General features: G+C 45.2%; 9 protein-coding genes. 5 read left to right on the top strand and 4 right to left on the bottom strand.

Annotation, left to right across the window (positions count from 1 at the left end; genetic code table 11):
• Positions 1-227 precede the first annotated feature (227 nt).
• Entirely contained in the window at positions 228-2,297 is a 2,070-nt protein-coding gene (locus ACTIE0_RS05555; protein ID WP_006621422.1) for a cation:proton antiporter, read from the bottom strand.
• 111 nt (positions 2,298-2,408) lie between these two features.
• A complete protein-coding gene (locus tag ACTIE0_RS05550) occupies positions 2,409-4,172 on the bottom strand; it encodes an alpha-amylase family glycosyl hydrolase (RefSeq protein WP_006669094.1) in 1,764 nt (587 codons plus the stop codon).
• Between the two features lie 376 nt (positions 4,173-4,548).
• Between ACTIE0_RS05550 and ACTIE0_RS05545 the strand changes: the two genes are divergently transcribed.
• Entirely contained in the window at positions 4,549-5,967 is a 1,419-nt protein-coding gene (locus tag ACTIE0_RS05545) for a glutaredoxin family protein (RefSeq protein ID WP_006621426.1), read from the top strand.
• A 9-nt stretch (positions 5,968-5,976) separates the two neighbouring features.
• Here the strand turns inward: ACTIE0_RS05545 and ACTIE0_RS05540 are convergent, their stop codons facing one another.
• Positions 5,977-6,330, bottom strand: a complete 354-nt coding sequence (locus tag ACTIE0_RS05540; RefSeq protein ID WP_006621427.1) for a hypothetical protein — start codon at positions 6,328-6,330, stop codon at positions 5,977-5,979.
• A gap of 56 nt (positions 6,331-6,386) precedes the next feature.
• The gene (trmD, locus tag ACTIE0_RS05535) at positions 6,387-7,085 is read right to left on the bottom strand and encodes a tRNA (guanosine(37)-N1)-methyltransferase TrmD (RefSeq protein ID WP_006621428.1); all 699 of its coding nucleotides are present in this window, start codon (positions 7,083-7,085) and stop codon (positions 6,387-6,389) included.
• A gap of 246 nt (positions 7,086-7,331) precedes the next feature.
• Between trmD and ACTIE0_RS05530 the strand changes: the two genes are divergently transcribed.
• From ACTIE0_RS05530 to cphA, 4 genes are all read left to right on the top strand, one after another.
• Positions 7,332-7,484: a hypothetical protein gene (locus ACTIE0_RS05530; RefSeq protein ID WP_006669095.1), complete on the top strand. Its 153-nt coding sequence runs from the start codon at positions 7,332-7,334 to the stop codon at positions 7,482-7,484.
• A 405-nt stretch (positions 7,485-7,889) separates the two neighbouring features.
• Positions 7,890-8,051, top strand: coding sequence for a hypothetical protein (locus ACTIE0_RS05525; protein ID WP_008057267.1), 162 nt, complete (start codon positions 7,890-7,892; stop codon positions 8,049-8,051).
• Between the two features lie 27 nt (positions 8,052-8,078).
• A complete protein-coding gene (locus ACTIE0_RS05520) occupies positions 8,079-8,936 on the top strand; it encodes a cyanophycinase (protein WP_006621430.1) in 858 nt (285 codons plus the stop codon).
• Between the two features lie 132 nt (positions 8,937-9,068).
• On the top strand, positions 9,069-11,756 hold the full coding sequence (cphA, locus tag ACTIE0_RS05515; protein ID WP_006669096.1) for a cyanophycin synthetase: 2,688 nt from the start codon (positions 9,069-9,071) through the stop codon (positions 11,754-11,756).
• Positions 11,757-11,809: the final 53 nt, after the last annotated feature.

The raw sequence follows: 11,809 nt of genomic DNA, 5'->3' as shown, positions 1-11,809 counted from the left end.
TCCCTGATTTCTCAGTTTGTTTATGACCTTGAGTTCCCTGCCTTGCTTAGATTTCTCCAAGCGTCGGGACATATAAAAAGTTATAGGGATGGTCAGGAGTGCGCTCCTTATATCCAACCTAGGGGTTGAAGTCCCTACCAAGTAGTTATTTTAGGCATCTCAACCTTATTTCATACCTGAACGTCTCGCACACCTGAGAGTCATTGTAGCAGGTTCCTCGCCAAAAATCAAGAGTGTGGTTCACCAAATAGGATAAAGGAACAGGTCAAACTCTTAATCATTTCCGTGGTGACATCACTTACAGCCAGACCCCCAGCGGTGCGACGACGCATCGATCGCAATACCACCAAATCAAAGGACTGAGAGGCTTTCAGAAGCGCATCAGATACATTGTCATGGACTAAGACCTGAATATCAGATTTGACCTGGGGTCCTGATGCTAGAATTGTGGATAATTCCGACTCCAACTCATTCACCTGTTCCCTAGAAGTGCGGCGATCGCAAACTTGCAATAACATTACCTCAGCTTGGTTACTATCAGCAAACAGTTGAGCAAACCGAATAGTTCTAATCGCCTGGGGGGTGATATTTTTAACCGGAACCAAAATCCGATGAATGTCAATAGGTGCTTCCAATAGCTTTAAGACCGCTACCGGACAATGGGAAGACCAAAATACATTATCAATCAAGTTCCCCAAAAGTCTGGCTCGTAAGCTAGTGTTATAATTCCAACCAATCACAATTAAACTCGCGTCAAATTCCCTAGCGGTGCGGCTAATTCCTTCAGCAATATCATCATCAATGCGGAGTCTTGTTTCAGTTTTGACACCAAACTCCTGAGCCACTTGTGCGGCTTTTTCCAAAAGGCGATCGCTCTGACGCAAGGTAACATCTAACTGAGGTTCATCCATTTGTAGATGAGCTTGGGTAATTGTGATCGGGACCACTAAACCCGACTCATGACGCGCCAATAAACCCGCCATTTCCACTAAATACCGCACCGACATAGGGTTAGATACAGCCACAATAACTGTAAATTTATTCCCGGGATTTTCTAAGCCTATTTCTGATTTTTTTTGAGGTATCCAAGCCTCATTGGGTGCTTGTAAATTAGGTTTAGGGATAGATAATCGACTCCCAAAACGAGCGGTTAATATTGGTCCCAAAACTGAAGTGACCAACATTAGCACAATCACCGTATTAAAGACTTGCTCAGATATCAACCCTACCCGCACAGAGGCTAAGGCAGCGGCGAGGGTAGCAGCCACCTGGGGAACGGATAAAGCCCACATAGTCATCGTTTCGTTCCAGTTATAACGAAACAGTAATTTCATCCCAGTAGCAGCCATTAACTTACTACCTAGTAAGCCTAAAACAATAGCTAAAGTTAAGCCAATACCAGTTGTTAAACTTTGAATAAAAGCCGGAACATCAATGAGTAATCCCATCCCCACAAAGAAAAAGGGAATAAATAGGGTACTACCTACAAACTCCACTTTTTCCTCTACCGGACTATGACCGATCACATCATTAACCGCCAAACCTGCTAAAAATGCACCGACAATTTGATCAACATTGATAATTTGTGAGCCTACAGAGACCAAAAAAACTGCCAGCATGACAAACAGAAACTGATTACTTTCTTCATTCCCTGTACGCCTAAAATATTCTTTTCCAGCCCAATCTAAACCAAACAGAACTATAGCAGTATAAATCCCTAAAGCTGCTAATTGTACAATTATGGAAGTCGCCGAAAAATCTCCCCCATGAATGGAAATACAAATAGCCAGCACCAATAAAGCGGCAATATCAGTAAAAATAGTGGCTCCAATAGTGACGACTACTGATTCATTGGCAACTACTCCTAATCGTGCTACAATAGGATAACCTAATAGGGTATGGGAAGCTAGTAGAGAACCAATCAAAATTGATGCGTTTAGACTGTAGCCAACTGATAAACCAATTGCAGTTCCTACGGTTAATGGAAAAGCAAAGGTCATCAACCCAAAAGATAGGGATCTATTTCGTTTGCGTCTAAACTCTTCTAGGTCAATTTCTAAACCCGCGACAAACATCAGGTAAATTTTGCCGATATCCGAAAGAAATTTCATAATTTCGGAGTCAGGAGACAAAACTTGCATTCCGTTGGGTCCTAATACTACTCCCGCAAATAATAAACCCACCAAACCGGGGAGTCGAAGACGCTCGAAAATGGGAGGAATGGTTAAACTGACTAGGATCAGAATTGTAAATGGGACTATGGGACTCTCTGGAATCAGGTTGAGAAATTGTTCCATATCAACTGTTAAGCAAGTTAGGCGGGTTTTAGGTGGGTTTTGTTAGGTTATCACAGATTGCACCATTAACTCTCAAAATTGTGAGCGATCGCCAACTATCATCAACCTCTGCTAGAATTTGTTAGTAATCCACACCGCTTGATAGGGTTGTAATATGTATTTAGAGTAAATGTCGGTAATAATCTCCCCACTGATTAAATCTAACCAAGGATCGATACAGATCAGGTTGACATCTCTTAAATTCAGTTGTTGGGGTTTATCGGTCAAATTAAAGATACAGAAAATGCTTTGGTCTCTGGTCATACTTTGTCGCCAAAACCCAAATAGCGATCGCTTTAATTGTAGGGTGTATTGAGTAGCGTTAGGATGAAAAGCACCCTGTTGGCGACGGATTTTAATGCGCCGACACATTTCACGGAATACAAGCGATCGAGGAGAATGGGGGTCCTCTAAATCCTTTTGTAAATCCTCAATCTGCCACTTATAGCGATTGATTGACCGATTCATTCCCGTCTGTTGTAACCTTTCATAATCATTGGGAGTAGCCAATAAACTATGAATATAAAATGCCGGAATCCCCTCTAAAGACATCATCAGAGTTTGGGAACACAGGAATCGCTGAATTTGCCATGTATCCTCTCCCTTAACTGTGCCTTTCATCGCATCAAATAAGGAAATATTAATTTCATAGGGACTCTCGCTACCATCTGGCTTTTTCCTCATGCTAATTTTTCCGCCAAATTTCTCCATAGTCGTCAACAGGCTTTGATATTCCTCATCGGAAAGTAAACCCTCGGCGGGACGTAAACCAATGCCATCATGGGAAGCCGTAAAATTAAAATAAGCACAGCCTAGGGGTGCCGGTGGCATACTCATCATCCAGGTTCTGAGATGGTCTGATTTGCCCTGAAGCATCCCATTTAACAACAGTGGCGGCAAGCTGAAGTTATAAATCATGTGTGCCTCATTTCTATTGCCAAAATAGCTGAGATTTTCCCGGTTTGGTACATTGGTTTCCGTAATTAAAGCCACTTCTGGATCTATCATATTTCCCAGTTCCCGCAGTAGTTTAATAATCGCATGGGTTTGGGGTAAATGAATGCAAGATGTGCCGATTTCTTTCCACAGAAAACCAACTGCATCTAGGCGAATATATCTGGCTTTGGCGCTGACTATATAAAATCTGATGATTTTTAAAAACTCAATTAAGACATCAGGATTGGCAAAATTAACATCAATCTGATCTTCGCTAAAAGTCGCCCAAACGTGCTTTTCTCCATGGACAGTCTCTACTTTGACTAATACCGGACTGTTGCGGGGTCTGACAACTTCTGATAGGTCTGTTTCCGGTTCAACCACTATAAAATAATCACAGCCTGGTTTTTTACCAGCTTGGAATTGCTGGAACCACTCGTGCTTACTGGAAACATGATTAAGCACTACATCTACCATTAAGTTAAATTGATTAGCAATGGTTTTGATATCCTCCCAGTCTCCTAGTTGATGATTCACGCTTAAATAGTCACTGACCGCAAATCCATCATCGGAGGTATAGGGGAAAAAAGGTAAAATATGCACCCCTGTGATAGTATCTTTCAGGTTTTTTCCTAAAAATTTTGCCAAAACTTCTAGGGGTTTTTGGTCAGTATATCGGCTGTAAATACTATCCCCATAGGTGATTAATGTCACGTTGTTTTCTGTCCATTTGTTGGGGTTTTCATAGCCAGTGGGAATATATAAATTTTCGCCAATTACCGCAAATAGACGGTCTAAAATACTCCGAATTGTGGCGGGTTCGTAAGCGATTTCTAGCAAGGGCTGGAGGCGCATACAAAAATATTGATAATCACTATAAGTCGATCGCGTGGGTTTCATATTGTTTCCTCTGTGGATTCGATTGTTGAGAGCAATTAGCCAGTATACAGTAGATGATTAAATATCAACTTAATTCTCCTGGGGCTGAGGATATTGAGAATTGCGCCTAGGTTAAGAAAGGTTAAAATTTAGCATTTTAACAGTAAATTAAGTTATAGTAAATGCAGAGAACAGTCAGTGCAAATTTGCGTCAAGTTCTTAGTAGATGCTTTGGCCTGATCATGCTACCGTTTGTAGTAGGCTAACTATCCCCAGCTTTTAAGCATAACCGATTTTTCCATAATCGTCTAGGGGGATCAGCAATTTTGGTTGAAGCGTCCGCCACTTGAGGAGCGATCGCCATTTGAAGCATTGATCAATTAACAGGCTAAGTCTTATGTTGAGGAAAAACTGGTTGCGTCCAACTCTCATCTTCTGTTTCTCCCTATTACTGGGAATACTAACCGTAACAGCCGGAGCGATATCCGCCAATGATGGGACTTCCGTAGATGTGTTATTTTTTACCAGCGAAAACTGTCCCTATTGTCGTCAACAAAAAGCCTTTTTACTCCCCGTAGTCGAAGCGAATGACAATATCAGCCTAACCATGGTTGATGTTGACAACCAGCCGGAAAAATTCCAAGAATTTCTTGATGAGAATAACATCAGTAGTCGCGCGGTTCCCCGAACTATAATTGGTGATAAATCCTTTATCGGTTTTTCTCCAGACCCAGGAGAGTTGGAATTTATCCCATCCTATCAGGCTTATATAGGCTATCAGAACCAAATTATTAATGCTATTCAAGCCGAGTTAGGAACTGCTGTGATCATTCCCGGTCAAACGGTTAATGTACAGCCGACACCCACTACAACGCCTCCACCACAAGGTATACCTGTCTGGGTTTTATCATTTTTACCCCTAGCTTATGTAGTCACCTACCCAATTTTCAGCATTAAAGATAAACCAGTCGAAACGAAGAGATTATGGTTGGGGGGGCTAACCGGTGTAATTATGGTTAGTCTATTTTTGGCGATCGCATTTACCCCAGATGCAGTAATTAGAGGATTTGCGGCGGCTTTACCCTTTCCCCTATTTGTATTTATCATCGCCTTAGCAGACGGCTTTAACCCCTGTGCTTTTACAGTGTTAATTATCCTATTATCCCTGCTGACCTATACTAAAAGTAGGCGAGATATGGCGATAGTAGGTTCCACCTTTGTGGTGACATCAGGAGTCATGTATTTTGTGTTTATCATGGCTATGGTATTAGTGGGCTCAATTTTCATCGATAGATATGGTCAAATAGTGATGATTATATTGGGTGCTGTGATCACCATTGCTGGTTTAATTAACATTAAAGACTTCTTTTGGTTCAAAAAATCTGTGTCTCTGTCTTTATCCCAAGAACAGCAAATTGAGATTACCAAAAAAGCCCGAAACATCGTCAACCAATTACAATCAGCTAAAAGCGATCGCCGAAAATTTGCCGCCGCCTTATTGGCTACAGTTTTATTAGCAATTTTCGTCAACCTAGTAGAGTTAGGATGTACAGCCATTTTACCCACTGTATATATGGCAACCCTAGTCAACTATTGTCAGACTAATGTTTTACTGTGTTATAGTCTCTGGACGGCTTTTTATGCTGTAGTCTATATTCTGCCGCTATTGGGGATTCTCATCAGTTTTATTTACTCTTTTTCATCCTATCGTCTAACCGAAGAAAAAGGGCGATTACTGAAACTATTTGCGGGAGCCTTTATGGTATTCTTTGGATTAGTGATGATTGCTAAACCCGAATTACTGGTCTTAGGATAGAGCCACCCGTCAATATACCACCGTACAGAACAAAAACTTAACGCGATCGCCCAGTTTTTGTTTTAACTCATCTAGGGAGGCTGCATCACTCACCAAATTCCCGCCTTTGAGGGCTACCCATCTACCTCGGTAGCCCTGGCGGTTTTGGACAACCCAGTTAAAATTCAAAGACATCTCAGGGTTAGGTGGTAAGCGGTGAAACTCCAAGGTTTTCGGTCCAAAAAGCTGCATATATCGTTTAATTTTGTCCGAGTTAGGATAAGACTTAAACGCTTCGCAGGCTAAATCTGCGGCTTGATGGAAATTATCCTGACTCAAAGCGCGATCGATGGCGGTAATATATTGCTCAGGTGAGTGATTCATGGGATTTCACAGATAGTTGCGATCGCCTTTAAGAGAGGGTTAGGGGTTTTGTCAGTTCAATTTTCCGGCTTAGGAAGTTCCAGACCCGATAACAGGTCAGGACGGCGCTGTTGTGTGCGTTGAAGTTGTTGTTCTCGTCGCCATTGTTGAATATCAGCATGATTACCAGAGAGCAAAACATCAGGGACACGCATTCCCCGAAACTCAGCCGGGCGGGTATAGTGGGGATAGTCTAGTAGTCCATCCTCAAAACTCTCCGCCTTGAGGGATTCAACCTTACCCACAGTACCCGGTCGCAGGCGCACCACACCATTAATCAAAGCCAGGGCTGGAATTTCGCCCCCAGTTAGGACGAAATCACCCAAAGACACCTCGCGAGTCACCAGGTGCATGACCCGCTCATCGATGCCTTCGTAGTGTCCACAAATCAAAACCAGTTGGTCATAACCAGTAGCCAAATCGCGAAATAGTCCCTGGTGCATAGTTTCCCCCTGGGGGGTCAACATAATCACCTCTCGTCGGGGAAGAGAGGGAAGGGACTCAACCGCCGCAAAAATCGGCTCAGGTTTCAATACCATTCCCACCCCGCCGCCGTATGGTTCATCATCGACCCGTCGGTGCTTGTCGAGGGCAAAATCCCTAGGATTAGTGCAGTAGACCGCCGCGATCTGGCGAGCTATTGCTTTAGCTAGAAGTCCTGACTGTAGGGGGCTAGAGAAAAATTCAGGGAACAGAGTAATAATGTCAAATCGCACGGAACCTCAAACCAAGCCAGTAACTGTATGATTAACCCTCCAGCCACCGTACCTGCTATGGTAGGTGCTTGTTTCCCAGAATTGCTCCTGAGAGATACCTCGACAGGCAGCAAAACCAGTAGATCTGACGACTGACTGATGCCAACCGTTCCCAGAGTTAGCAGGATCGGGCAATGCCTGACTTTTACTCTCAATCGGTCGCTTGCTGGGAGCTGATAGAAGCATTGTAGCAAATTGGTACCGACTATGGCTGAAAAAGATGGGCGCGTCATACTTTTAGCCACAGCCATTAGACAACTTGAGCCTTACTGGCAACCAACCAAAAAGATAAAAACAGATGTGATCCGTGAACAAGAACAGACTCCTTGTTATAAAATCGGGCAGCGGGGCTTGGTGTAACACCCTCGATCCCGAAAATCTGGGAAAGTCCGGTGGGTCTGGTGGGTCTAAAGAATTGTTTAAATCCGTATCAAAATATACTAAAATGCTAATATTTCCGCTAATTTGGTAATTTTTCGTGGCAGCATTTGTGTGCATTTCCGGCAAAAGGAGATTAACCGAGGGTCTGCCAAGCAAATAGAATCTGGTGTGATCACCTTCAAGCCCAAATTTATCCCGATTCCCTGGCAGGATTTAAGTTAAATTGGCTATTAAGCAAATGTTAAGTTCGAGCATCTCTAACTCAAGAGATTTGGGAATCCGGGCAGGTGATGGGGTGAATCGAGAAAGAACCATAACCCATTGGGAAACTAGCCAGATTCTTGGTCAAATTGGGTAAATATCCTCTGGTTAGGGCGATGGTTAGTGTCACTCACCTACAACCGAGGAGGGCAACTTCACAAGACACAAAGTTTTGCTGTCCCCTTTTATGCCAAATTTATGTCAGAAGGCAGTGAAGTCAAACCAGACCCGGAAAAGGGTGGTGGTGCAGAATCTGGAGTCCGCCAAAGAAGCCCGCTAAGTTGAATTCATGCCTATCATGAGGAGAACAATATGCAGCAGTTGACATCTCAAGCCCTTGAACAAATGATTAATCCAAAAACTCAAACCTCAATTTTAGTCATTGGAGGAGCCGAAGATAAGATTCATGGACGTGAGATTCTGCAAACCTTTTTCAGTCGTGCTGGGGGGGAAAATGCCCAACTGGCAATTATTCCCTCAGCCTCCAGAGAACCGAGTATTCAAGGAGAACGCTACCAAAAAATTTTTGAGAATATGGGAGCGAAGACCCTGAAAGTATTTGATATTCGGGAACGTCATCACTGTGAAGATCCACAATGGCACGATTATTTAGAGGATTGTACAGGGGTGTTTATGACGGGAGGAGATCAGTTAAGGCTGTACAGTTTGTTGGCAGATACGCCGCTAATGGAGAAAATTCGGGTAGCAGCTAGGGCGGGTAAAATAGCCCTGGCGGGAACCAGTGCCGGGGCGGCGGTGATGAGCCATCACATGATCGCTGGGGGGGGTAGTGGGGAATCTCCTAATCGATCGCTAGTGGATATGGCTACCGGGCTGGATATTCTACCGGATTTGATCGTAGACCAACATTTTCATAATCGCAACCGCTTCTCTCGTCTAATTAGTGCGATCGCCGCCCATCCCGATAAAATGGGGATTGGCATTGATGAAGACACCTGCGCCATGTTTGAAGGAGAAGGGCGAGTGCGGGTAATTGGTAAGGGAACCGTGACCATAATAGATGCTAAAGATCTATCCTATACCAATGTAGCCCAGGCGGGGGCTACGGACCCACTGAGCTTATTTAACCTGCGGGTCAATATTCTCTGCCACGGTGACAGTTATAATATGCGAACCCACACCGCCTTCCCAGCAGCAGCCAGCTTATAGTTCGGATTGCTGTATCATATTCAGGTCGCAAAACTGTTCGCATTGAACAGTTTTGAGGTCTTTGAAGTTTGACATTGAATAACACAGAGACTTGTCACCAAAATAATTCCTGGATCACCCACCGAGACAGATATGAAAATTCTTAGAATCCAAACTCTCAGAGGTCCTAACTACTGGAGTATCAGACGACACAAGCTGATCGTAATGCGTCTTGACCTAGAAGAATTATCAGAACGCTACTCCTCAGATATTCCCGGATTTTATCAAGGTTTAACCTCCGTTTTGCCTAGTTTAGTAGAGCATTGTTGTTCTCCGGGAGTGCGGGGTGGCTTTCTCAGTCGGGTGGAACGGGGAACATTAATGGGTCATATTATTGAGCACGTGGCGCTGGAACTGCAACAACTAGCCGGAATGCCTGTGGGGTTTGGTCGGACGCGGGAAACCTCCACGGCGGGAGTGTTTCAGGTGGTCTATGAATACGAAAATGAACAGGCGGGCCGATATGCAGGGCGGGCGGCGGTGCGTCTGTGTCAGAGTATTGCCGAAACTGGCAGTTATCCGGCTGAAGAACTCACTCAAGACCTCGAAGATCTCAAGGAATTAAAAGCCCAAGGGTCCCTCGGTCCGAGTACGGAAGCGATCATCAAAGAAGCGGAATTTCGCCACATCCCCTGGATGCAACTAAACGCTCGCTTTATGATCCAGTTTGGTTATGGTGTCAATCAAAAGCGCATCCAAGCTACCCTCACCAGTAGCACTGGTATTTTGGGGGTGGAACTGGCCTGCGATAAGGAAGGCACTAAACAAGTGCTGCGGGATGCGGGGATTCCTGTACCACGGGGGACGGTAATTCGTTACTTTGAAGACCTCAGTGATGCGATCGAGGATGTGGGGGGCTATCCCATTGCTATTAAACCCCTAGATGGCAACCATGGCAGAGGTATTACCCTAGATGTGACTCGTTGGGAAACGGCTCAGACAGCCTATGATGCAGCCAGTGAAGCCTCAAAAACCCGTAGTGTGATTATTGAGCGATTCTACAAAGGTCGAGATCATCGGGTTTTAGTCGTCAATGGTCGGGTGGTAGCAGTTTCGGAAAGAGTCCCCGCCCATGTGGTTGGTAATGGTAAATCCACCATTGAGGAATTAATCGAGGAAACTAACAAAGACCCTCGCCGGGGAGATGGACATGATAACGTCCTCACCAGAATTGTGGTTGATCAAACTGTGCTTTCTATGATTGAGGAAGCCGGATATACTATCGATTCAGTCCTACCAAAGGGGGAAGTTTGCTTTTTGCGGGCTACGGCTAACCTCAGTACGGGGGGCAGTGCTATCGATCGCACTGATGAAGTCCACCCAGAAAATATCTGGCTATTTGCTCGGGTTGCCAAAATTATTGGCCTAGATGTGGCCGGAATTGATGTAGTTACCCCAGATATTTCTAAACCCCTGCGGGAGGTGGATGGGGTGGTTGTGGAAGTCAACGCCGCCCCAGGATTTAGAATGCACGTCGCCCCCAGTGAAGGCCTACCGCGTAATGTGGCCGGGGCGGTGATGGATATGCTATTCCCTGGGTCTTCCCCTAGTCGGATTCCCATTCTTTCCGTCACGGGGACTAATGGCAAAACTACCACCACTCGTCTGTTAGCCCACATTATGAAGCAGACGGGTAAAGTAGTTGGTTATACCACCACCGATGGCACTTATATCGGCGATTATATGGCTGAACCGGGGGATAATACGGGACCCCAAAGCGCTCACCTGATCCTCTGTGACCCCACCGTAGAAGTCGCCGTCCTGGAATCGGCGCGGGGGGGAATTTTGCGATCGGGTCTGGGTTTTGATACCTGTGATATCGGTGTCGTCCTCAATGTCGCTGCTGATCACCTGGGTTTAGGAGATATCGATACCATTGAACAAATGGCTAAGGTCAAAAGTGTGGTGGCTGAGGCAGTTAGCGATCGCGGTTATGCTATCCTTAATGCTGATGATCCCCTAGTGGCTGCCATGTCGGAACGGGTGAAGGCTCAAGTGGCTTATTTCTCCATGAATCCCGATAATGAGATTATTCTGCGCCATACGGAAGCCGGAGGATTGGCCGCCGTCTATGAAAATGGCTATCTGTCAATTCTCAAGGGTGATTGGACGCTGCGAATTGAACAGGCGGTAAATGTTCCCCTCACTATGGGCGGTATGGCTCCGTTTATGATTGCTAATGCTTTGGCTGCTTGCGCCGCCGCTTTTGCTCAAGGGGTGAAAATTGAGCATATTCGCACCGCCTTGGCTACTTTCATTGCGTCGGCTGACCAGACTCCTGGACGCATGAATCTCTTTAATATGGGCAGTTATCATGCTTTGATCGATTATGCCCATAATCCCGCTAGTTATGAAGCCTTGTCTGGGTTTGTCAATAACTGGCCGGGGCCTCGGATTGGGGTGGTAGGAGGTCCAGGCGATCGCCGTGATGAAGATTTTGTGACTCTGGGTAAATTGTCCGCTAAGATGTTTGACCGGATTATTGTTAAGGAAGATGATGATACCCGAGGACGACCTCGCGGAGATGCAGCCGTTCTGATTACTCAGGGTATTGAAGAAGTCCTTTCACCGGTTCCCGATCCTCGGGTTAAGCATGAGACGATCCTTAATGAGACAGATGCCATTAATCTCGCCCTAGACCAGGCTCCCAAGGAGGCTCTGGTGGTGATTTTACCTGAGAGTGTTAATCGGGCGATCGCTTTAATTAAAGCGCGTAATCCCATCCTCGATACCAACCCAGAAGGCGCTAATTTGAGCGTCGCTAATGCCGAAATCAGTTAACAGGGAGCTCCGGGGTATCCACCGGCGGTGCGTCAGGTGACGCACCCTACTAC

Source organism: Limnospira sp. (genome assembly GCF_051859755.1).
Classification (GTDB): Bacteria; Cyanobacteriota; Cyanobacteriia; order Cyanobacteriales; family Microcoleaceae; genus Limnospira; species Limnospira fusiformis.
This window is presented reverse-complemented; position numbering and strand designations above follow the sequence as displayed.

Bases quoted from the DNA above. Each gene is read 5' to 3' on its own strand.
- ACTIE0_RS05555 (WP_006621422.1), bottom strand. From the start codon at position 2,297: ATGGAACAATTTCTCAACCTGATTCCAGAGAGTCCCATAGTCCCATTT.
- ACTIE0_RS05550 (WP_006669094.1), bottom strand. From the start codon at position 4,172: ATGAAACCCACGCGATCGACTTATAGTGATTATCAATATTTTTGTATG.
- ACTIE0_RS05545 (WP_006621426.1), top strand. From the start codon at position 4,549: ATGTTGAGGAAAAACTGGTTGCGTCCAACTCTCATCTTCTGTTTCTCC.
- ACTIE0_RS05540 (WP_006621427.1), bottom strand. From the start codon at position 6,330: ATGAATCACTCACCTGAGCAATATATTACCGCCATCGATCGCGCTTTG.
- ACTIE0_RS05530 (WP_006669095.1), top strand. From the start codon at position 7,332: ATGGCTGAAAAAGATGGGCGCGTCATACTTTTAGCCACAGCCATTAGA.
- ACTIE0_RS05520 (WP_006621430.1), top strand. From the start codon at position 8,079: ATGCAGCAGTTGACATCTCAAGCCCTTGAACAAATGATTAATCCAAAA.
- cphA (WP_006669096.1), top strand. From the start codon at position 9,069: ATGAAAATTCTTAGAATCCAAACTCTCAGAGGTCCTAACTACTGGAGT.